This window comes from Kluyvera ascorbata ATCC 33433 (assembly GCF_000735365.1).
In the GTDB taxonomy this organism is placed as follows: Bacteria; Pseudomonadota; Gammaproteobacteria; order Enterobacterales; family Enterobacteriaceae; genus Kluyvera; species Kluyvera ascorbata.
This window is the reverse complement of sequence record NZ_JMPL01000069.1, coordinates 1-22,226: the sequence shown is the minus strand read 5'-3', so window position 1 is coordinate 22,226 and position 22,226 is coordinate 1. Positions and strand designations below refer to the sequence as shown.

The following is a 22,226-nucleotide window of genomic DNA, read 5'->3' as shown; positions in this document are numbered from 1 at the left end:
TGCAGAGCCAGGACGCGAGGACGCATTTGCTGGAGCCGTTCGTGCCAACGCAATAACGCATCCAGGGTACCCGCAAGTTTCAAACCGTAGGTGATCGGCAGCGCATGCTGTATCCAGGTTCGGCCCGCCATCAGCGTATGCTGATAACGCGCTACCTGTTCGGCCAGCACGTGCATAAGACGCTGAAGCCGGGACTCCGTCTGCTGTAACGCTTGCTGAAGTTGAAGCATCAAGCCGGTATCAATGGCATCCTGGCTGGTTGCACCCCAGTGGACATAGCGAGCCGCCTCCGGAGCGCTCGCCTTCACCACCTGAGTCAGCTGCTTCACCAGGGGAATCGCCAGATTGCCAGCATTCGCCGCCGCCGCGGCGAGCGCCGGAAAATCGAGCCGTTGAGCCTGACAGGCCGCAACGATAGGCTCCACCGCCTCATGGGGAATGATTCCACAGCGAGCCTGCGCTTTGGCTAGCGCGGCTTCAAAATCCAGCATCCCCTGAACGAGCTGCTCATCGCTGAACACAGCCGTGAGTGCATCCGTGCGCAATAGCGGGGTTAACAAACTCATTCCTGCTCCTTATACGCGTTCAATAATCAGCGCGATTCCCTGGCCTACGCCAATACACATGGTGCACAGCGCATAGCGCCCACCGGTACGGCGCAGCTGGTAGGCCGCGGTCATCGCCAGGCGTCCACCTGACGCGCCGAGCGGATGGCCCAGCGCAATCGCCCCACCGTTTGGATTAACATGTGCCGCATCATCCGGCAATCCTAAATCGCGCAGTACCGCCAGCGCCTGTGCGGCAAACGCTTCATTCAACTCGATAACATCCATTTGCGCCAGCGTTAAGCCGGTTTGCGCCAGCACTTTCCGAACGGCAGGTGCCGGGCCAAAGCCCATAATTCGCGGTGCAACCCCGGCGGTGGCAATGCCAACAACACGAGCCAGCGGCTGCAAGTCATTTTGCGTCATTGCCTGTTCGCTGGCTAATAATAACGCACAGGCACCATCATTTACGCCAGAAGCGTTGCCCGCCGTGACGGTGGCGTCCGGGCGCACAACACCTTTTAATTTTGCCAGCGACTCCAAAGCGGTGCTGCGCGGATGTTCATCCTGGGTAAAGCGAATCGGCTCTCCTTTACGCTGCGGGATCTGCACCGAAATGAGTTCATCATTAAACGCCCCATTCGCCTGCGCCAGCGCGGTTCTCTGCTGGCTTCTCAGCGCGAAAGCGTCCTGGTCGGCACGCGCAATTGCAAAATCGGTTGCCACGTTTTCCGCCGTTTCAGGCATCGAGTCCACGCCGTACCGCGCTTTCATCTGCGCGTTAATAAAGCGCCAGCCGATCGTGGTGTCTTCCATCTTCATGGCGCGGCTAAATGCGCTTTCCGCTTTGCCCATCACAAACGGCGCACGGGACATACTTTCCACGCCGCCAGCAATCATCAGCTGCGTTTCACCGCTTTTAATCGCACGGGCTGCCACACCTATCGCATCAAGGCTAGAACCGCAAAGGCGGTTGATGGTGGTTCCCGGTACCGTCTCCGGCAGCCCGGCCAGCAGCAGCGCCATGCGGGCGACGTTGCGATTATCTTCCCCCGCCTGGTTGGCGCAGCCGAAAATCACATCATCAATCAGCGCCGGATTGAGCCCCGGATTGCGCTCCAACAGCGCTTTCAGCGGCAGCGCGGCCAAATCGTCAGCGCGAACGCCTGAAAGAGTACCACCAAAACGACCGAACGGAGTGCGTACCGCGTCGCAGATAAATGCCTGATTCATCATTGTTCCTTAAGCGATTTCCGCTACGGCGTGATAAGAAAGCGTGACCGGTGTGATGCGCTGCAGTTCTTCAAAGGAGAGTCCGTTAAATATCTCGCGTACCACCGGGCCGCTTGCGGTAATGTCGATAACGGCCAGGTCGGTATAGATGCGGCTAACGCAGCCCACACCGGTCAGCGGATAGGTACAGTGTTCAACCAGCTTGCACTCCCCGTCACGCGTGAGATGGTCCATCATGACGAAAACCTGACGCGCACCGACGGCTAAGTCCATCGCCCCGCCAACGGCCGGAATCGCATCTGGAGCGCCGGTGCTCCAGTTGGCAAGGTCGCCCTGCGCCGAGACCTGGTAGGCTCCCAACACGCAGATATCCAGGTGACCACCGCGCATCATGGCGAAGGAGTCGCCGTGGTGGAAATAGCAGCCGCCCTGCAATAAGGTGACGTATTCTTTACCTGCGTTAATCAATTCCGGGTCTTCCTCGCCGGGAGCCGGCTTCGGCCCCATGCCCAGCAGGCCGTTTTCGCTGTGCAGGAACACTTCTTTATCGGTCGGCAGATAGTTGGCGATACGCGTCGGCAGGCCGATACCTAAGTTGACGTAGGCCCCTTCGGGAATGTCCTGCGCCACGCGCTTTGCCATATCGTCACGAGAGAGTTTTTGCATCATGGGCTCCTTAAGCGCGCAGTGCCTGGTGGTTGAGGTTTTCCAGCGAGAAGATACGCTGAACGAAAATGCCTGGCGTCACCACGTTCTCCGGGTCGAGCTCCCCTAGCGCCACCAGATTAGTGACTTCGGCAATCGTCGTTTTTGCCGCGGTGGCCATGATCGGGCCGAAGTTACGCGCCGCCTTGCGGTACACGAGGTTGCCCCAGCGATCGCCCTGGTGGGCTTTAATCAGCGCAAAGTCCGCTTTAATCGGGTACTCCAGCACATAGTGGCGACCGTCAATTTCCCGCGTCTCTTTACCTTCCGCCAGCGGCGTGCCGTAACCTGTAGGGGTAAAGATAGCCCCAAGCCCTGCCCCTGCGGCCTGGATGCGCGCGGCCAGGTTACCCTGCGGCACCAGCTCGAGCTCCACTTTGCCGCGGCGATAGAGGTCATCAAAAATCTGCGAGTCGACCTGACGTGGGAATGAACAAATCATTTTGCGTACGCGGCCCGCTTTCAGCAGCGCCGCGAGGCCAATTTCACCGTTACCCGCGTTGTTATTGATGATGGTCAGGTCGCGCGCGCCCTGCTCAATCAGCGCATCAATCAGCTGGGTTGGCTGTCCGGCTGGCCCGAAACCACCAATCATTATCGTCGCCCCATCGTTGATACCCGCGACGGCATCGGTCAGCGTCGGCACACTTTTATCGATCATCAGGTTGCTCCTTGATGTGCGACTATCGCACTTATATTCGTTGTTCGCACAAAATGTGACCCGCTTAACGATGCCGGTCAAGGGCGATAATCGAAATATGGTGCGATAATCGAACATCGTGTATGTTTAGCTGAAGAATGTGATCGATGGCATAAACGGAGAGAAAAATGGAGAAACATCCAGACGATATTTTGACGGGCGATAGCGATCCGTTTAAAGGTGACCCGAATTTTATGGCGTCGCTGGCGCGAGGGCTGGAGGTGATCCAGGCCTTTACGCCACAGCGTCGGGTGCTGTCGATTTCACAAATCAGTCAGAAAACGGGTATTCCGCGCGCGGCGGTGCGACGCTGCCTGTATACGCTCGGCAAGCTCGGGTTTGTTTACGCAGAAGATGGGAAGAACTTCCAGCTACGGCCACGGATTTTATCCCTTGGGCACGCCTGGCTGGCATCAACGCCGCTAGCGCGTTCGGCGCAGCCGGTGCTGAAACACCTGAGCGATATGCTTAATGAGTCCTGCTCTATTGCCACCCTCGATGGCGACGATATTCTCTATATCGCTCGGGCATCCAGCTCACGCATAATGACCATCGATCTCGATATCGGCAGCCGTTTGCCCGCCTGGTCCACTTCGATGGGGCGCGTGCTGCTAAGCCACCAGCCGGAAGAGAAGCTGAATGACATGCTGGCGCGTATTACCATGATTCGCTATACCCCGCAGACCATCTCCTCCGTTGCCAAACTGCGAACCGAGCTGAAAACGATTCGTCAGCAGGGATATGCGTTAAACGATCAGGAGCTGGAAATGGGGCTGCGTTCGCTGGCGGTGCCGCTGTTCAACCCACAGGGGCACGTGGAAGCGGCATTAAACGTTGGCGTTCATGCGGGACAAGTTTCCGCCGCCGATCTGTTAGAACGGGTGTTGCCGGAACTGCAAAAAGCGGCGGCAGAGCTAAGTTTGTTGCTGCGTTAGCGCCGGATGGCGCTGCGCTTATCCGGCCTACAGCGAGATTATCTAGCGGCTGCGTTTGGCGTGTCGCTCCCAGTTTTCTTGCTTCGCGGAGTCCGATTTTCTCAGCGCAACATAGCACGCACCGCTGCCGCCATGGTGCGGTAGCGCGCAGCAAAATGCCTGTACTTCGTCGAATTCGGTCAGCCAGCGGGCCAGATAGCTACGAATGATATTGGCGTGAGAACCGTCTTCCTTACCTTTACCGTGAATAATCAGCACGTTGCGTAGATTTTCTTTCTGCGCCTGGCGGATAAAGGCAAACAGATTCTGACGACAAGATTCAACCGGCTGATGCAGCAGATTCAGGCTGGCCTGCTGGTTATATTTCCCCAGCCGAAGTTTATCCAGCACACCGTTCTGTAGCCCTTCACGCTTATATTCAAGCGGTGTCGCAAGCGTGACGATATCGAGAAAGCCGGTGGTGAGAAAGTTATCCAGCTGCAGCGTGTCTAACTCCTGCCGGGTGCGGGCGTTACGAATGGGCTGCCAGTGTACATCGTGGCACTGCTTAAGCGGCTGGACATCCTCCATGGCGTCAAGAAACAGCGATTTGTCATCAAGATTCATGAGAGCTCCCCTTCGTTACGTCTGGCGCATACTATAGCCGTGTCGCCGGGTTGGCTCAATGCGTTGTCATCCAGTTGCGTAATTCCTCACCTTCCAAATATCTTCATTCGCAACTTATTATTTATTTGTATAAATTAATTCATGCTTAAATGTCGTAAATTGAGAATTAATATTGAGCGGGCATTTCGAATACGTGAAATAAATCACCAAGAATTATCTGGAAAATTAACGCGAACCCGTTATAAATAGTAATACCCGCTGTTCGGAGCAAAAGTGGGAACAAGTATGGACACAATTGTGTGGTTGCTGCGGGGTCTGGCGATGTCGACAGGCCCCGATTTTTATTCTACTGACCGCTCTCGCCTTTTCATTACCCCGCTATTCAATAGCTTACTTATAGTCGGCTATACATTATTTTATATTTCTTGCCATCGGAAAATTTAATTTTTATATCCTCTTAATTCGCACAATCCGAATTGGTTATATAAAACCATATATTTTACAAGGTTACACATTTGGGGTATAGAGCATCGTTGTATTCACATGGTATGGTGGAGTATAGGAATAATTCATTAAAATGAGAGCGTACGTATGCTGACTTTGCTCGAAGACAAAATTGCTACCCCGGTGGGGCCGCTGTGGATCCTGTGCGATGAAAATTTCCACCTGCGGGCGATTGAATGGGAAGAACACAGCGACCGTATGGATCAACTGCTGGACATTCACTACCGTCATGAAGGTTATACCCGCGTCGCTTCCCGCAATCCGGGTGGATTGAGTCAAAAGCTCGCTGATTACTTTGAGGGCGATCTTGCCGTGATTGAAACGCTGCCAACGGCGACAGGCGGAACCGACTTTCAGCGAGAAGTGTGGCAGACCCTGCGTACCATCCCTTGCGGACAGGTTATGCATTACGGGCAGCTTGCCGAACAGCTGGGTCGCCCCGGCGCCGCGCGAGCCGTGGGCGCAGCAAACGGATCGAATCCTGTCAGCATTGTCGTTCCCTGCCATCGGGTAATTGGGCGCAACGGCACCATGACGGGCTATGCCGGTGGCGTACAGCGAAAAGAGTGGCTTTTACGCCATGAAGGCTACCTGCTGCTTTGATTTTCTGTGCCTTATCGTCGCCTTAAGACATCTGCTTTCACAATCACTCCTAAAAATAAATGAGGTATATCAATTGGATATATCTCGATGGGAACTATTCCTTTTTAATATTAGGTGAATCCCTACGCCGAGACTTACCTGCTCCATAAAAAGATGTTAAAATTGACTAATATCAATTACGGCTTGAGCAGACCTATGATCCCGGAAAAGAGAATTATACGACGCATTCAGTCTGGCGGTTGCGCTATCCATTGTCAGGATTGCAGCATCAGCCAGCTTTGCATCCCGTTCACTCTTAATGAGCATGAGCTTGATCAGCTGGATAATATTATCGAGCGCAAAAAGCCCATTCAGAAAGGGCAAACCCTCTTCAAGGCCGGTGATGAACTGAAGTCTCTGTACGCTATTCGCTCCGGTACCATCAAGAGCTATACCATCACCGAACAGGGCGATGAGCAGATTACGGGCTTCCATCTGGCCGGTGATTTAGTGGGCTTTGATGCCATCGGGACAGGCCACCACCCAAGCTTTGCTCAGGCGCTGGAAACCTCAATGGTTTGTGAGATCCCGTTCGAAACGCTGGACGATTTGTCCGGTAAGATGCCAAACCTGCGTCAGCAGATGATGCGTCTGATGAGCGGTGAGATCAAAGGCGATCAGGACATGATCCTGCTGTTGTCGAAGAAAAACGCGGAAGAACGCCTGGCGGCCTTTATCTATAACCTGTCTCGCCGTTTCGCGCAGCGTGGTTTCTCTCCTCGTGAGTTCCGCCTGACGATGACCCGTGGCGATATCGGTAACTACCTCGGTCTGACGGTAGAAACCATCAGCCGTCTGCTGGGTCGTTTCCAGAAAAGCGGCATGCTGGCAGTAAAAGGCAAATACATTACGATTGAAAACAGCGATGCGCTGGCAATCCTCGCGGGACATACTCGCAACGTTGCCTGATAGATTCTGAGCACTTGCTGAAAAACCCCGAATTTTCGGGGTTTTTTATTGCCGTTATGTTTCCACCACTCGCTTCAGTCATCGTGATTTTCTGATGGCTGGAGATAGTCTGAAAATCGGCAACATTCCCTCCCCCAATGCCTGACCATCTCGCAGAATGCCGCAGAAATAGCGTTAATTCCATTCCAGCTATAAGTAAATCCTTGGGGCTAAATTCCAATACGGCAGTAATGTTAATTTATCCTGTTTGTTGATCTAGCGAAGGTTATCCCCTGTTTCATTCTCCATATATGAGTTATCTTTTACTTACAAACTGTGGTTACAGCTGTAAGGAGACCTGTATGGCCAAGTATCAAAATATGCTCGTTGCTATCGACCCGAACCAGGACGATCAGCCGGCGCTGCGACGCGCTGTTTATCTACATCAACGAATTGGCGGGCGCATTAAAGCCTTTTTGCCTATCTATGACTTCTCTTATGAAATGACCACCCTTTTGTCTCCTGACGAGCGCACCGCAATGCGCCAGGGCGTAATTAGCCAGCGAACCGCATGGATCCGCGAGCAGGCTAAATTCTACCTGGAGGCTGGCGTACCGCTGGAAATTAAAGTGGTGTGGCACAATCGCCCCTTCGAAGCGATTATTCAGGAGGTTATCAGCGGTGGCCACGACCTGATGCTGAAAATGGCCCACCAGCATGACAAGCTGGAATCCGTCATCTTTACCCCGACCGACTGGCACCTGCTGCGCAAATGCCCTTGCCCGGTGTGGATGGTGAAAGATCAGCCGTGGCCAGAAGGCGGTAAAGCGCTGGTGGCCGTCAACCTCGCCAGCGAAGAGGAATACCACAACGCGCTGAACGAGAAGCTGGTCAAAGAGACGATGGAGCTGGCAGACCAGGTTAACCATACCGAGGTTCACCTGATTGGCGCCTACCCTGTAACCCCTATCAATATCGCGATTGAACTGCCTGATTTTGATCCAAGCGTGTATAACGACGCGATTCGCGGTCAGCATCTGCTGGCGATGAAATCACTGCGCCAGAAATTTGGTATCGACGAAAAATTCACCCACGTTGAGAAAGGGCTGCCTGAAGAGGTTATCCCGGATCTGGCCGCGCATCTGGATGCCGGTATCGTGGTGCTGGGCACCGTCGGCCGTACCGGTATTTCAGCGGCATTCCTGGGTAATACAGCGGAACAGGTCATTGACCACCTGCGCTGCGATCTGCTGGCTATTAAGCCAAATGATTACCAGACGCCGGTCGAGATGGATGACGAAGAGGACGATTAACGGTCCTGGTGATGGTAAATAAAAAACCGGCTCAAGCCGGTTTTTTTATGTCTGGTATCACACACCTATCAGTGGAGCCCTAGTCGCCAGGCAAAATCGATTTCTTCTTTGAGCTCAATGGCTGAAAGTGACATCAGGTCGGCAAATTCCAGCTCAAGCTGTTTAACGCGTTTCAGGTACTGTGCGGGGGTTAAAGGCGTGGTTTCACGGCGGAGATATTCGATGGCCAGTTGTGCAGGCGATAACAAGGTATCCATAACTTCCTCTTAGGTGTGGACGACTTAAAGTAGTATAACACCTTTGAGTGTGCAATTTTTGACCAAAAGCAATCAAGAGACAAATAAAAAAGCCGCCGGTCTGCGAGACCAGACGGCTTCATTTTCAAACGAACAATCAGAGCGCTTTCAGAATCGCGTCTACGCTTGCTTTAGCATCACCAAAGAGCATAGAGGTGTTCTCTTTAAAGAACAGCGGGTTCTGCACGCCAGCATAGCCCGTGTTCATTGAGCGTTTGAAGACGATAACGTTCTGCGCCTTCCACACTTCCAGAACCGGCATCCCGGCGATTGGGCTCTTCGGATCGTCCTGCGCAGCCGGGTTAACGGTGTCGTTCGCACCGATAACCAGCACCGTGTCGGTATCGGAGAAGTCGTCATTAATCTCGTCCATCTCCAGCACAATGTCGTAAGGCACCTTCGCTTCCGCCAGCAGCACGTTCATATGGCCAGGCAGACGCCCGGCAACCGGGTGAATACCGAAACGGACCTTAATACCGCGTGCACGTAGCTTGTCGGTGATTTCAGCCACCGGATACTGCGCCTGTGCCACCGCCATGCCGTAGCCCGGGGTGATAATCACCGTGTGAGAGTTTTTCAGCATTTCCGCCGTCTCTTCCGCGGTGATTTCACGGTGCTCGCCCACTTCTTCGTCGCTACCGGTAGAGGAACCATCGGTACCAAAACCACCGGCAATGACGCTGAAGAACGAACGGTTCATTGCTTTACACATGATGTACGACAGGATGGCACCAGAAGAACCCACCAGCGCACCGGTCACGATCAGCAGGTCGTTGCTGAGCATGAAGCCCGCCGCCGCCGCCGCCCAACCGGAGTAGGAGTTCAGCATCGAAACCACCACCGGCATATCCGCACCGCCGATGGAAGCCACCAGATGCCAGCCAAAAGCCAGCGCGATAACGGTCATCACCAGCAGGCACAGCACCTGAGTCCCGACGCTATCGGTACGAACGAACGCCACCAGCAGCAGGAAAGAGACCACCAGCGCGGCGAGGTTTAGCTTGTGACGGTTTGGCAGCATCAGCGGCTTAGACGACATTTTGCCGCACAGCTTACCGAACGCCACGATAGAACCGGTAAAGGTCACCGCACCGATGAAGATACCGAGGAATACTTCGGTCAGGTGAATATTGACCAGAATCTGCTCCATGCCGGTTTCGTGCTGCAGGTAGCTGTTAAAGCCCACCAGCACCGCTGCCAGACCCACGAAGCTGTGCAGAACCGCCACCAGCTCCGGCATTTCAGTCATTTCAACTTTCTTCGCCAGGCGAATACCAATCGCGCCGCCGATGATCATCGCCAGCAGGATCCACGCCACGTTGCTGGTATCCGGCCCGAAGATGGTCGCAATCAGTGCGATAGCCATCCCGGCAATACCGTAGTAGTTGCCCTGTTGGGACGTTTCGTGTTTGGACAGCCCTGCAAGGCTAAAAATAAACAGGATCGCGGCAACAATGTATGCAGCTGTAACTAATCCTCCAGACATGTGTTACCCCTTATCCTTTGCGGAACATTTTCAGCATGCGCTGAGTGACGGTGAAACCACCAAAAATATTAATGCTGGCGATCAATACCGCGATAAAACTCAGGAAGCTGACCCAGCCACCATGGCCAATCTGCAGGAGCGCCCCGACCACGATAATGCCCGAGATGGCATTTGTGACCGACATCAGCGGCGTGTGCAATGCATGAGAAACGTTCCACACCACGTAGTAACCCACTACGCAGGACAGCGCGAACACCGTAAAGTGACCGAGGAACTCTTTTGGCGCGACGTTCGCCAGCCAACCGAACAGAATAATTACCAGCGCCATCAGCGCATACTTGCGCCATGGTGAAGCCGGTTTAGCCGCTTCTTTCGGCTCTTCAGCCACTTTCTTCGGCGCCTGAGGCTGCGCAGAAACCTGAATTGGCGGTGCCGGCCAGGTGACTTCGCCTTCACGGATCACGGTCACGCCGCGAACCACGACATCGTCAAAGTCGATGGTGACGTTGCCGTCTTTCTCTTTGCACAGCAGCTTCAGCAGGTTTACCAGGTTGGTACCGTACAGCTGGGAGGATTGCGTCGGCAGACGACCGGCAAGGTCGGTATACCCAATCACCTTCACGCCGTTTGGCGTGGTGACGATTTGATTCGCCACGGTGTATTCGCAGTTACCGCCGTTTTGTGCCGCCAGGTCAACGATGACGCTACCCGGCGTCATGGAGTCAACCATTTCTCGGGTGATCAGTTTCGGGGCCGGTTTACCCGGGATCAGCGCCGTGGTCACAATAATGTCGACCTCTTTTGCCTGCGCGGCAAACAGCGCCATTTCCGCGGCGATAAACGCCTCGGACATCACTTTAGCGTAGCCATCACCGCTACCCGCTTCTTCTTTGAAGTCCAGCTCAAGGAACTCGGCGCCCATACTCTGCACCTGTTCTTTAACTTCTGGACGCGTATCAAAGGCACGGACAATCGCACCGAGGCTATTAGCCGCGCCGATCGCCGCAAGACCTGCGACGCCAGCACCAATCACCATCACTTTTGCCGGTGGGACTTTGCCCGCCGCGGTGATCTGGCCGGTAAAGAAGCGACCAAATTCATGGGCCGCTTCAACAATTGCACGGTAGCCAGCGATGTTTGCCATCGAGCTTAAGGCATCGAGCGACTGCGCGCGGGAAATGCGCGGCACAGAGTCCATCGCCATGACGTTAATGCCACGGGCGGCCAGCTTCGCCATCAGCTCAGCGTTTTGCGCAGGCCAGATAAAGCTAATCAGCGTGGTGCCCGGATTCAGCAGCGCGATTTCTTCATCCAGCGGCGCATTCACTTTGAGGATAACCTCTGACTGCCAGACCGCGTCGCCTGTGACGATTTCTGCCCCAGCCTGAACAAATGCCTCATCATCAAAACTTGCCAGTTTTCCTGCACCACTTTCAATTGCCACGCTGAAACCGAGCTTAAGCAGCTGCTCCACCGTCTTCGGTGTTGCTGCGACTCGCGTTTCCTGGGCCCACCTCTCTTTTGGTACACCAATACGCATAACTATTCCCTTACATCGGTTTTTATTTGATGGTTTGCTATTTTGTCAGTGTGTTGCGGATAACCCGTAAGCGAACAAACAGGCGAGCAACCTGAATAAATAAAACAGTAACAAACTGTCTATAACCTACTGAAAATCACGATTGTGATCTAGCTCCGGAAAACACTATTTTTGCATTAAATGCCAAACACCGAGTGATGACGGTTACAAACAGCGATATTTACCCCGATTTGTTTAGCGAGCCTCATAATTCGCTTCATCGACGAGTGAAAACATGATTTTTTGCGGGCAGGATATGCTAATTAACATTCCATTAACTTAAAAAAGTCATATGGTTGACCGGTTTTTCTGGTCAAGCGCCCGTTTTTTCAACATATCAGGAAAAGTTATCCAAAACCGTCATCGGGTTCGCATCTGAAGTGAAAAATGACGCAGACAATAGCGTCATTTCAATGCCATAATCAGGCGTTTCCCGTTTACAACATTTCCCGAATTTGGTTTGCGCAAGGCGAAGGATTATTTTTATGAAGCTTAAGAACACCCTCCTCGTGTCCGCCATGCTGACTGCCGCGGCCATGTCCGCTCAAGCAGCAACCGAGCTGACCCCGGAGCAAGCGTCCGCACTGAAGCCCTATGACCGTGTCGTAATTACCGGCCGTTTTAACGCCATTGGCGATGCCGTTCAGGCAGTATCCCGTAAAGCGGACAAAGACGGTGCAGCCTCCTTTTACGTTGTCGACACTTCTGATTTCGGCAACAGCGGGAACTGGCGCGTAACGGCTGATTTCTACAAAGCCGATGCAGCAAAAGCAGAAGCCCCAAAAAACCGCGTGATCAACGGTATCGTTGAACTGCCAAAAGATCAGGCCGTTGCTCTGGTTCCTTATGACACCGTTACCGTGCAAGGCTTCTACCGCAGCCAGCCAGAAGTGAACGATGCCATCACCAAAGCCGCAAAAGCCAAAGGCGCTGCTTCCTTCTTTATTGTTCGTCAGGTTGATGCCAATGACGGCGGCAACCAGCGCGTAACGGCATACATTTATAAAGCTGACGCTGAAAAACGCGTTCTGCAAAGCCCGGATGCCATTCCTGCTGACTCCGACGCTGGCCGTAAAGCCCTGGCCGCAGGCGGTGAAGCCGCTAAACAGGTTGAAATCCCAGGCGTTGCCACCACCGCTGCCGTAGGTTCAGGCACCGGTGTAGGCCGGTTCTTCGAAACCCAGTCCTCTAAAGGTGGGCGTTACAGCGTCACGCTGCCAGACGGCACTAAAGTTGAAGAGCTGAACAAAATCGCTGCTGCACAGATGGTGCCGTTCGACAGCGTTAAGTTCACCGGCAACTACGGCAACATGACCGAAGTGTCCTATCAGGTCGCCAAACGCGCCGCTAAGAAAGGCGCGAAGTACTACCACATTACGCGTCAGTGGCAAGAGCGTGGCGGCAACGTCACCATCAGCGCCGACCTGTACAAGTAATCACAAAAAAGCCGGTGATGATTCACCGGCTTTTTTCATCATCACGCTCACTCTCTGACTTCCCCCCCCCTTTTTTTACACCAGCACCGCCGCCTGGACATTCCTTTTTGATTCTCCAGAATCCAATATCCTGACTTTTTAAGTCATACATTGTTGCATGTATGCACTGCTCTCCGTAAAATCGCCGCCTCAGCGCAATCCTCCATTTTTATGCGATTTCGCCAAATAAATATTCTTGTTCTTCTTCTTCCACAACAGGATTCACATGGAAAAGAAATTAGGGCTTAGTGCTCTGACGGCACTGGTTCTGAGCTCTATGCTCGGTGCAGGCGTTTTTAGTCTGCCGCAAAACATGGCGGAAGTTGCCAGCCCTGCCGCGCTGCTGATTGGTTGGGCAATTACCGGCGTCGGCATTCTGTTCCTGGCTATCGCGATGCTGGTGCTGACCCGTATTCGCCCAGACCTCGACGGCGGCATTTTTACCTATGCACGCGAAGGTTTCGGTGAGCTGATTGGTTTTTGCTCCGCATGGGGTTATTGGCTGTGCGCGGTGATTGCTAACGTCTCTTATCTGGTGATTGTCTTCTCTGCGCTAAGCTTCTTTACCGATACGCCCGAACTGCGTCTCTTCGGCGACGGCAACACCTGGCAGTCCATTGTTGGCGCATCGGTTCTGCTGTGGGTGGTCCATTTTCTGGTGCTTCGCGGCGTGCAAACGGCCGCCGGCATTAACCTGGTCGCAACGCTCGCGAAACTGGTGCCGCTGGGGCTGTTTATCGTACTTGCCGCCATTGCCTTCAACAGCAATACCTTCACCCTGGATTTCCACGGCATTGATTTAGGCGTGCCGGTCTGGGAGCAGGTGAAAAACACCATGCTGATTACCCTGTGGGTATTTATCGGCGTGGAGGGCGCGGTGGTTGTATCCGCTCGCGCCCGCAATAAAAAGGATGTAGGCCGTGCAACGCTGCTGGCAGTGGTTTCCGCACTGGGCGTGTATTTGCTGGTGACGCTGCTGTCGATGGGCGTGGTGCCTCGCCCGGAACTCGCGGAAATGCGTAACCCATCGATGGCTGGCCTGATGGTGCGTATGATGGGCTCATGGGGTGAAGTGGTGATTGCCGCCGGGCTGATTGTCTCGGTCTGCGGCGCTTACCTGAGCTGGACGATTATGGCGGCAGAAGTGCCGCTGCTGGCCGCCACGCATAAAGCCTTCCCGCGTATTTTTGCCCGCCAGAATGCGAACAATGCGCCATCCGCTTCGCTATGGCTGACCAACCTCAGCGTTCAGGCAAGTCTGGTGCTGATCTGGCTGACCGGCTCAGACTACAATACGCTGCTAACCATCGCCTCCGAAATGATCCTTGTGCCCTATTTCCTGGTGGGCGCATTTCTGTTAAAAATTGCGAGTCGTCCGTTACATAAGGTTATCGGTGTCGGCGCCTGCATTTATGGCTTATGGTTATTGTATGCTTCTGGCCCCATGCACCTGCTGCTGTCGGTCGTGCTGTACGCACCGGGGCTGTTGGTCTTTATTTACGCACGCCGCACTCATGTCGACAACGTCATGCTGAAGCGTCGTGAACTGGCTTTAATTGGTTTGCTTCTGGTTGCCGCCGTACCGGCAACATGGATGCTGGTGGGGTGATACGCGTGACCCCATCGTCTGCAAAATAAGGAGAGTACGATGGGTTCAAACATGCTATCACGCCCGATTCTGATAACCGGTGGAGGCCGCCGCATTGGCCTCGCCCTTGCCCACCATTTTCTCACCCAGCAGCAGCCGGTTATTTTAAGCTACCGGACTCACTATCCCGCTATCGATGTCATGCAACGAGCAGGCGCGGTCTGTATTCAGGCAGACTTTTCTACTGATGAAGGCATTTATACTTTTGCGGATGCGGTAAGAAGCCACTGCTCCGGCCTGCGCGCGGTTATTCATAACGCCAGCGGGTGGCTGGCAGAAACGCCAGGCGCATCGCTGAGCCATGTGCTGAACGCGATGATGCAGATTCACGTCCATGCTCCCTACCTGCTTAACCATGCGCTGGAAGATCTGCTGCGTGGCCACGGTCATGCTGAAGGCGACATTATTCACTTCACCGACTACGTGGTTGAGCGCGGTAGCGATAAGCACATCGCCTATGCCGCCAGTAAAGCGGCGCTGGATAATATGACCCGCTCGTTTGCTCGCAAACTGGCGCCGGAGGTCAAAGTCAACGCCATTGCCCCAGCGCTGGTGCTGTTTAATGAGGGTGATGATGCGGAATATCGCCAGAAAGCGCTCAACAAGTCGCTGATGAAGATTGCCGCCGGGGAGAAAGAAATTATCGATCTCGTCGAGTATATCCTCGGCAGCTGCTACGTCACCGGGCGCACCTTCGCCGTTGATGGCGGCCGCCCCTTGGTTTAGCGTTTAGTGGAAGCGTCCCCACAGGAAGATAAGCAGCCAGGCGCTCACGCCCCAGCAGGCCACCGCGCCTGCTAACGCCAGCGGCAAGCGCATCATGCCGGTGAAGTACCACAGCGAAAGCAGATAGAGAAAATAGGGAATAATCGACCACATGCCGAAAACGATAGTGGCACGCAGCGCCTCGGTGCCGCGCTCGCTAGCGACAATGTAGTGCGCAATCAGCGCAAAGGTCGGGAACAGCGGGATCAACCCGGCGATCGCGTAGTTTTTAGTTTTCGCAAGGACGCCAATCAACACCACCACCAGCGCTCCCAGCAGCGCTTTAATTAACAACCCCATTTTTTTGTTCACCAATAAACAACATGTTGTCTGAGCATAACGGAAGTCTGCTTATTAATGAATGGTTAATGCAGCGCGGAAATTAAGAAAGGAATGATGGCGGGCAACAGGCGCTCAGTGTATCGTAGCCTTTTTTCCGTCAGTGCGTAGAGTAATGAATAAGATCGTTTATGTTGAGGATGATCCGGATGTTGGGGCGCTGATCGCCGCTTATCTCGGAAAGCATGATATGGAAGTGGTGGTCGAGCCGCGCGGTGATAACGCAGAGGCAACGATCAGCCGGGAAAACCCTGACCTGGTGCTGCTGGACATCATGTTGCCAGGCAAAGATGGCATGACGCTATGCCGCGACCTGCGCGGTCAGTGGGCCGGCCCTATTGTGCTGCTCACTTCGCTCGATAGCGACATGAACCATATTCTGTCGCTGGAAATGGGTGCTAATGATTACATACTCAAAACGACGCCCCCGGCGGTGCTGTTGGCACGTCTGCGCCTGCATCTGCGCCAGCGTCCTGCCTCAGCAAGCAGTACGACACCGGCGCAACCCGCGCTGACGCCACATAAAGCCATTCGCTTCGGCACGCTTTCCATTGACCCGGTCAATCGCCAGGTACTGCTAAGCGGTGAGAACATTGCGCTATCGACGGCGGATTTCGATCTTCTTTGGGAGCTGGCGACCCATGCGGGCCAAATTATGGACCGCGACGCGCTGTTGAAAAATCTGCGCGGCGTCACTTACGACGGTATGGATCGCAGCGTTGATGTGGCTATCTCGCGCCTGCGTAAGAAGCTGCTCGACAGCGCGACCGAACCTTACCGCATTAAAACTGTGCGTAATAAAGGCTATCTTTTCGCGCCGCACGCCTGGGAGAGATGAAAAGCCAGACAGCATAAAATGCTGGGTGAAAAATTATAACCCTCGAGAGACGCGATACCACTACCTTCAAAAACAGCGTGTTTATGCTACCAATAGAACAATAAACACGCTTTCAGCCCTATTTTATAAAATCAGCTGCTCTGCGACATCAATTCGGCAGCGTTAACCCCGCGGGCAAACCCCGCTTCCAGCAATCCGAGCGTCACGTTGAAGATGTTCTCTGCGCTCAGTCCGGCGTTATCCAGCGGGAAACTCAGGACAGCATCGCGCACCACCGTCATGTTGAAGCCCAAATCGCATCCCGAGCGAACCGTTGAGTTCACGCAGAAACCGGCCACGGCACCGATCACCGTCAACTCGGTTATCTGTGCCCGCTGCAGCCAGCCTTGAAGATCGGTAGAACTAAACGCCGAAGACGTCCGTTTAACCCATACCGTTTCTTCGCCCTGCTCTTCAAACCCAGCTACGGGAGGGTATTGCGGAGAATTTTTATGTAGGTCAGACCCCGGTTCCATCGTTTCGTGACGAACGTGGATCACCGGCTTTCCGGCCGACCGAAAAGCGGCAATAACAGATTTCATGTTTTCAATGCTGTCAGTGGGAAAATACGTTATCCCACGCGCGATTCTATCGCTGACAAACCGTTGCATATCAATAACCAGTAACGCCTGCATAATGCCCCCGGATGGAGATAAAAAAACAACCTACGAGATCCCCGTTCTGAAAACAAGCCGCCAATGATGGTGTAGACCGCGGATAACAGCAGAGGGTATCAAACGCATAAAGTCACATTTTTTGTGTGACATTGCAGAGTTTTACTCTTTATAATTCGCCGCGTCGCTATTATTCATCCGGGATAATAGGTTAATTAATTGAAAACAACTCTTTCCGGCATTTCAGGTGCTGAATGGGGCAAGAGGCTTAAAGATGTTCACTACGCTCGCGTATATTGCGCTTTTTTTGATCTGCTCATGGGGCATTTTCGAAATAGATAAACGCCGTCAATCGCTCTCCCGCTCTGTCTTCGTCGCCATTTTCATGGGTGCGATCCTTGGGCTCTCTCTTCACTTTATCTCTTCTGCCAGCAAAGCCACTATTATTGACTGGTACAGCGTCATTGGTAACGGGTATGTGAATTTATTAAAATTGGTCGCCATTCCGCTGATCTTTATTTCCATTCTGTCTGCCATTAATAAGCTCGAAAATAACGCGGGGATCGGCAAACTGTCCCTGACGATTGTCGCGTGTATGCTTGTGCTGGTGATGATCGCCGGGTTTATTGGCCTGACCACTGCCCACGTTATCGGGCTCAACGCCAGTACCTTCGGGCAGATGCAGTCCAGCTTAACGGCTGATGACGTCTCGAAAACGGCCGCCGTTTCACTGCCACAGCTCATCACATCGTTAATTCCAACCAACCTGTTCCTTGACCTGAGCGGTGCAAGAAGCGTTTCGGTGATCGGGATTGTCATATTTACCCTGTTGGCAGGCGTTGCTCTACTGAAAGTGAAAAAAGAGGCACCAGAAGAAGGTGAAAAATTAAGCAGCGGGATTAACGCCATTCAATTCTGGGTAATGAAGATGGTACGTATCGTTATTGCGCTCACACCTTATGGCGTGCTGGCATTAATGGCAAAAGTCTTCTCCACCTATCAACTTGCGCAATTTACCAGCCTGCTCGGTTTTATTGTTGCCTGCTACCTGGCAGTGGCAATGATGTTTATTGTGCACGCTATTTTGCTGGTGCTAAGCGGTCATAATCCGCTGCGTTACTATAAAACCGTCTGGCCAGTGTTGACCTTTGCCTTTGTTTCCCGCAGCAGCGCGGCGGCCATTCCGCTGGCAATTACCGCGCAGGAGAAATTCGGCGTGCCGAGTACCATCGCCAATATCGCTGCTTCATTTGGTTCCAGCATGGGACAAAACGGCTGCGCGGGGATTTATCCGGCGATTATGGTTGCCATGATTGCGCCAACCCTGGGTATCGATCCATTCTCACTGCATTTCTTGTTGACCTTGCTACCTGCCATTGCACTGGGTTCCATCGGTGTGGCAGGCGTTGGTGGCGGCGGAACGTTTGCCGCGCTGATTGTCCTCTCTACTCTTAATTTCCCGGTCGCGTTGGTCGGTATCTTTATTGCGATTGAACCGATTGTCGATATGGCACGTACGGCGCTGAACGTGAATGGTTCGATGATGTCTGGGGTGATTGCTACCCGAGTGTTGAATAAAAAAGAAGCCGAGCAAGAAAAACCGATTTCCGTTAACTGATAAAACGCGCCTCAGTGCCCTGAACGCTGAGGCGCATCAAATCGCTATTGATAAGCGACCGTTAATTTCATTTCTGCTGTTTTATCCGCGCGCATAAAATAGTACGTCATCAGTAGCAACCCGACCATGAACGGTATTTCATACAGTTCTTCCATCATATCGGCATAATGCAAATCGCGTACAAACAGCGGCGCCAGCAAGCGGTGATGTTCTACGGTATCCGATATTAAAAACGTGACCACCGTGACCGCCAGCAGCCAAAACGGTATCGATTGTTCCTTAACCCGTCGCTTAATTTCGCGGCGTAAGTGGCGTGAAAACAGCGACAGTAGCAGCGCGCCAATCAATATGACCGAGATAATTCTAAAAACGATATGCGGAGTCTGCGGAAAATAGACACGACCCCAACTGGTGCTTCGTCCCAGTAAAACCACCCACCACAGCGCGGCCCACAGCCAGAACTGCTTTTCGCCTTCGGGGCGCGAGAGCGGTCTGATATACCAGACGGTAAATACCGCACCAAACAATAGCCAGAGCGCCTGACCATTTTCAATCCAGGCCACCACTACGCCGCCCAACAGCGGAACGTGCCAATCCGCAGCAAATGGAAATAGCACCGATAAACCAGCAAGCAATACGACGGAAACCGTCAAACGAGTATCAAATTTCATAACTAGTATTCATGAAAATAATGTAGACCTGATACTAATCAGAAAATTTTTCCCCTCGTTAGCATTGAATGCGATCTTCTTAAGGTTATCTTAATGTTCGCATAAAACGCGAAAAAAAGGCGGTTGAAAACAACCGCCCCATGCACTCCGATACGACACCTACCGTAACAGCACTTTACCTATCAGGTACGTGGTGGCCTGCCCACCGATGTGAACGCGATCCCCCGCGAACTGACAGCGTAACTCCCCGCCACGTTCAACGCCCTGATGCGCCAGCATGTGCGTTTTGCTGAGTTTTTCCGCCCAGTAGGGGATCAACATGCTATGCGCTGAACCTGTCACCGGATCTTCCGCAACGGCTTCGCCAGGACAGAAGAAACGGCTGACGAAATCGTAGGTTCCCTCGCCTTTGGCGGTAACGCAGACCATTTTTCCCAGCGGGATCATGGCATGAATATCCGGACGCAGCGCCTCTACCTGCTGCTGATTTTCCAGCACAATCAGATAATCACGCGCTACGCGCGCTTCTTTGTAATCTGTTATCCCCAATGCTTCCAGTAATAACGCTGGAGGAACAACGGATTCGGTTTTCCAGGCGGGAAAATCAAGCGTTAGCCATTCACCGTTGCGTGTCACCGTGAGTGGCCCGACAAATCGAGTATCAAAATGAATCGTCGCCTCGGGATAATCAAGATATTCAAAGATAACGTGCGCGGCGGCAAGTGTTGCATGCCCACAGAGATTTATCTCACCCTGAGTCGTAAACCAACGCAGCTCAAAACCATTATCATTGGTAACAAAATAGGCGGTTTCAGACTGGTTATGCTGCTTAGCCATGTTTAATAGCGTCTCATCCGGCAGCCATTCGGTAAGCGGGCAAACCGCAGCAGCATTGCCATCAAACGTAGCGGTAGCAAAGGCATCTACCATATAGAAATCAATTTGTTGCATAGCATTCACCTCAGATTTAGCGCGGGCATTTGCATCTTATCCAAACGAGGAACGACACAATTTCTTTTTTTTATGCACTCACCACCCTATCAGATCTCATTGTCGTCGCTCCAGACTTTCTCGCCTTTCAATAAGTTATCTGATTTGATAGCACCAGGACTCTCCAACGTTAAAGGCTAACGCAGATGATTTTAAGCCACGCTTTCCAGGTGCCCTTTAGGGATGAAAATGTACGTCGGGCATTTGAGAAATGCTTATCAGGTAAAGCAAATTAGCGCAGCAATTTAGCCATCAGCTCAGGGAACATCGGCACATCAACGCGCAGCGAAAACGCCGAATTGATCGCCTTACGGGCAATTAAGCCATCAATAAACGCAAACAGAATAATGGTCATTTCCTGCGGGTTAATGTCCGGTCGGAACTCGCCTGCGGCCATACCCTGCTCAATGATCGTCGCAAGACTTTGCCGCATGATGGTGTCGCTGGCGATAAAGGCTTCCTGTAGTTCAGCGTTGCGGGAGGATTCCGCCATAATTTCAACCCAGAGACGATGCGTCACCGGATAACCCACATCGCTGATACAGGACGCGACCTGCTGACAGAGACGGTCAAAATAGGTCCCTGGAGCGGCTTCTTTATGGGCAGACAGCGCGGAGTTTTGCTCCTCAAGAACGATAGCCCTTATCAGCTCATCCTTGCCTTTAAAATAGGTGTACATTGCGCCCTGGCTGATACCTGCTCGGGTAGAAATCTCGCGCACGCTGGTCGCACTGAAGCCTTTTTCGGCAAAACAGGCAGCCGCGGCAGTAATCAGCTTATGGTACGTTTCGGTGTCCTTTGACATACATGACCTTTTCCATCATTCAATGGCCCAGACTTTACCGTCCTTTAAAGGTTGGAGCCAGCGTTAAGCACACCACGCTGGCTCTTGATCCTCCCCATTATTTCAGCAACGGTAAGCCGTTAAGCATGTTTTTAAGGTTCAGCATATCCCAGGGCATATGTTCGGCGAGCGTAAGCCCAACAGCCGACGTCGCCAGATTAACGAGCATGAGTACTTCCTCAATGCTTAGCTTACCTTCAGCCACATCACCAAAGTCATGCGCACCGCGCCCCGGTTGAGCAAACAAAACTGAGCGGAAAAATGCGGGATCCAGAACGTCCAGATCGATATGAATCGCCAAATATTCGATTTTCTCTCGGTCTATCCATTCCAGCACCTCCTGTGCCCCATTTCTCACCGCTTCCGGGCTAGCGGTGGCGATATGATGTTGGGCCAGGTATTCGCTTTCGTAAGCCAGTGGATCATGAATACCGGCAATCATCACTTTTTCAGGTGAAAGCGTATTGGCGACGTGAGCCACTAAGTCATGATCGCCCGTCCCCAATAGCGCTCCCAGCACATGCGCATGGGCATTAGGGTACTGCTCCGCCGTCTGGACGTCGGGATGAGAGTCAATCCATAGCACGCCCAACTTATTGCCATATTGATTCAGCAAATGCGCAAAAGGCGCGAGCGACACCAGACAATCGCCGCCCAATACCACAATGGCCTCAGGATTATGTTTTTCAATAAGCCCGGCAGCATCATTCAGTTGACGGAGTATCTGCGCTTTCCCTCTGATACCATCGACTTCAGCCAGTGGAATACCATCAGGCAAAGCAACGGGCACTTCTTCAACCGGCCCGGTGGGTCTGGGGGCCAGGAAAGAGAGCAGAAGCGAGCCAAGATGGTAAGGCGGGTTGTTCCCTCCCTGCCATTGTGGGAATAACAGTCGAAGTCGTTTTTCTGGACATTGTTTACCTACCGTTGGTATCGAGGATGGCGTCTGGTGA

General features: G+C 53.0%; 23 protein-coding genes. 9 read left to right on the top strand and 14 right to left on the bottom strand.

From position 1 onward, the window contains the following. The 4 genes from GKAS_RS15570 to GKAS_RS15555 all read right to left on the bottom strand — a co-directional run. The coding region (locus GKAS_RS15570; RefSeq protein ID WP_035895482.1) for a lyase family protein at positions 1-566 on the bottom strand (566 nt) is incomplete at its 3' end. Between the two features lie 9 nt (positions 567-575). After that, the gene (gene pcaF, locus GKAS_RS15565; RefSeq protein WP_035895480.1) at positions 576-1,778 is read right to left on the bottom strand and encodes a 3-oxoadipyl-CoA thiolase; all 1,203 of its coding nucleotides are present in this window, start codon (positions 1,776-1,778) and stop codon (positions 576-578) included. Between the two features lie 9 nt (positions 1,779-1,787). After that, a complete protein-coding gene (locus tag GKAS_RS15560) occupies positions 1,788-2,444 on the bottom strand; it encodes a 3-oxoacid CoA-transferase subunit B (RefSeq protein WP_035895478.1) in 657 nt (218 codons plus the stop codon). Between the two features lie 10 nt (positions 2,445-2,454). Then, positions 2,455-3,144, bottom strand: a complete 690-nt coding sequence (locus GKAS_RS15555; protein ID WP_035895476.1) for a 3-oxoacid CoA-transferase subunit A — start codon at positions 3,142-3,144, stop codon at positions 2,455-2,457. A gap of 167 nt (positions 3,145-3,311) precedes the next feature. Between GKAS_RS15555 and GKAS_RS15550 the strand changes: the two genes are divergently transcribed. Then, positions 3,312-4,118, top strand: a complete 807-nt coding sequence (locus GKAS_RS15550; RefSeq protein ID WP_035895474.1) for an IclR family transcriptional regulator domain-containing protein — start codon at positions 3,312-3,314, stop codon at positions 4,116-4,118. Between the two features lie 42 nt (positions 4,119-4,160). Here GKAS_RS15550 and smrA read toward each other — a convergent pair whose 3' ends face one another. Beyond that, the gene (smrA, locus tag GKAS_RS15545; RefSeq protein ID WP_035895472.1) at positions 4,161-4,724 is read right to left on the bottom strand and encodes a DNA endonuclease SmrA; all 564 of its coding nucleotides are present in this window, start codon (positions 4,722-4,724) and stop codon (positions 4,161-4,163) included. A 591-nt stretch (positions 4,725-5,315) separates the two neighbouring features. On the opposite strand from smrA, the gene ogt reads away from it, so the two are divergent. The 3 genes from ogt to uspE all read left to right on the top strand — a co-directional run bounded on the left by ogt (position 5,316) and on the right by uspE (position 8,071). Further along, the gene (gene ogt / locus GKAS_RS15540) at positions 5,316-5,831 is read left to right on the top strand and encodes a methylated-DNA--[protein]-cysteine S-methyltransferase (RefSeq protein ID WP_035895470.1); all 516 of its coding nucleotides are present in this window, start codon (positions 5,316-5,318) and stop codon (positions 5,829-5,831) included. 195 nt (positions 5,832-6,026) lie between these two features. Beyond that, entirely contained in the window at positions 6,027-6,779 is a 753-nt protein-coding gene (fnr, locus tag GKAS_RS15535; RefSeq protein ID WP_061708991.1) for a fumarate/nitrate reduction transcriptional regulator Fnr, read from the top strand. A 341-nt stretch (positions 6,780-7,120) separates the two neighbouring features. Further along, on the top strand, positions 7,121-8,071 hold the full coding sequence (uspE, locus tag GKAS_RS15530; protein ID WP_035895468.1) for a universal stress protein UspE: 951 nt from the start codon (positions 7,121-7,123) through the stop codon (positions 8,069-8,071). Positions 8,072-8,139: 68 nt separating this feature from the next. Here the strand turns inward: uspE and GKAS_RS15525 are convergent, their stop codons facing one another. The 3 genes from GKAS_RS15525 to pntA form a co-directional block, all read right to left on the bottom strand. Continuing rightward, on the bottom strand, positions 8,140-8,328 hold the full coding sequence (locus GKAS_RS15525) for a YdiH family protein (protein WP_035895467.1): 189 nt from the start codon (positions 8,326-8,328) through the stop codon (positions 8,140-8,142). 136 nt (positions 8,329-8,464) lie between these two features. Then, positions 8,465-9,853, bottom strand: coding sequence for a Re/Si-specific NAD(P)(+) transhydrogenase subunit beta (pntB, locus tag GKAS_RS15520; RefSeq protein ID WP_035895466.1), 1,389 nt, complete (start codon positions 9,851-9,853; stop codon positions 8,465-8,467). Positions 9,854-9,863: 10 nt separating this feature from the next. Beyond that, complete coding sequence (pntA, locus tag GKAS_RS15515) at positions 9,864-11,393, bottom strand: Re/Si-specific NAD(P)(+) transhydrogenase subunit alpha (RefSeq protein WP_035895465.1); 1,530 nt, start codon at positions 11,391-11,393, stop codon at positions 9,864-9,866. Positions 11,394-11,917: 524 nt separating this feature from the next. Here pntA and ydgH point away from each other — a divergent pair. From ydgH to folM, 3 genes are all read left to right on the top strand, one after another. Beyond that, entirely contained in the window at positions 11,918-12,868 is a 951-nt protein-coding gene (gene ydgH, locus GKAS_RS15510; protein ID WP_035895464.1) for a DUF1471 family protein YdgH, read from the top strand. A 265-nt stretch (positions 12,869-13,133) separates the two neighbouring features. Then, positions 13,134-14,516, top strand: coding sequence for an amino acid permease (locus GKAS_RS15505; protein ID WP_035895463.1), 1,383 nt, complete (start codon positions 13,134-13,136; stop codon positions 14,514-14,516). Positions 14,517-14,555: 39 nt separating this feature from the next. Further along, the gene (folM, locus tag GKAS_RS15500; protein ID WP_035895462.1) at positions 14,556-15,281 is read left to right on the top strand and encodes a dihydromonapterin reductase; all 726 of its coding nucleotides are present in this window, start codon (positions 14,556-14,558) and stop codon (positions 15,279-15,281) included. Between the two features lie 3 nt (positions 15,282-15,284). On the opposite strand, the gene GKAS_RS15495 is transcribed toward folM, so the two are convergent. Further along, positions 15,285-15,620 (bottom strand): GlpM family protein, encoded by a 336-nt coding sequence (locus GKAS_RS15495; RefSeq protein WP_035895486.1) that lies wholly within the window; start codon positions 15,618-15,620, stop codon positions 15,285-15,287. A 154-nt stretch (positions 15,621-15,774) separates the two neighbouring features. Here GKAS_RS15495 and rstA point away from each other — a divergent pair, with 154 nt between their 5' ends. Continuing rightward, positions 15,775-16,497, top strand: coding sequence for a two-component system response regulator RstA (gene rstA / locus GKAS_RS15490; protein WP_035895459.1), 723 nt, complete (start codon positions 15,775-15,777; stop codon positions 16,495-16,497). A gap of 131 nt (positions 16,498-16,628) precedes the next feature. On the opposite strand, the gene GKAS_RS15485 is transcribed toward rstA, so the two are convergent. Continuing rightward, positions 16,629-17,171: an isochorismatase family protein gene (locus GKAS_RS15485; RefSeq protein WP_246870742.1), complete on the bottom strand. Its 543-nt coding sequence runs from the start codon at positions 17,169-17,171 to the stop codon at positions 16,629-16,631. Between the two features lie 253 nt (positions 17,172-17,424). Between GKAS_RS15485 and GKAS_RS15480 the strand changes: the two genes are divergently transcribed. Then, on the top strand, positions 17,425-18,768 hold the full coding sequence (locus GKAS_RS15480) for a cation:dicarboxylate symporter family transporter (RefSeq protein WP_035895455.1): 1,344 nt from the start codon (positions 17,425-17,427) through the stop codon (positions 18,766-18,768). A 44-nt stretch (positions 18,769-18,812) separates the two neighbouring features. Here GKAS_RS15480 and GKAS_RS15475 read toward each other — a convergent pair whose 3' ends face one another. The 4 genes from GKAS_RS15475 to GKAS_RS15460 form a co-directional block, all read right to left on the bottom strand. Next, entirely contained in the window at positions 18,813-19,439 is a 627-nt protein-coding gene (locus GKAS_RS15475; RefSeq protein ID WP_035895452.1) for a hypothetical protein, read from the bottom strand. A gap of 159 nt (positions 19,440-19,598) precedes the next feature. Further along, positions 19,599-20,390, bottom strand: a complete 792-nt coding sequence (locus GKAS_RS15470) for a PhzF family phenazine biosynthesis protein (RefSeq protein ID WP_035895450.1) — start codon at positions 20,388-20,390, stop codon at positions 19,599-19,601. Positions 20,391-20,661: 271 nt separating this feature from the next. Then, on the bottom strand, positions 20,662-21,234 hold the full coding sequence (locus GKAS_RS15465; RefSeq protein ID WP_035895448.1) for a TetR/AcrR family transcriptional regulator: 573 nt from the start codon (positions 21,232-21,234) through the stop codon (positions 20,662-20,664). Positions 21,235-21,331: 97 nt separating this feature from the next. Beyond that, complete coding sequence (locus tag GKAS_RS15460) at positions 21,332-22,207, bottom strand: arginase family protein (RefSeq protein WP_035895484.1); 876 nt, start codon at positions 22,205-22,207, stop codon at positions 21,332-21,334. Positions 22,208-22,226: the final 19 nt, after the last annotated feature.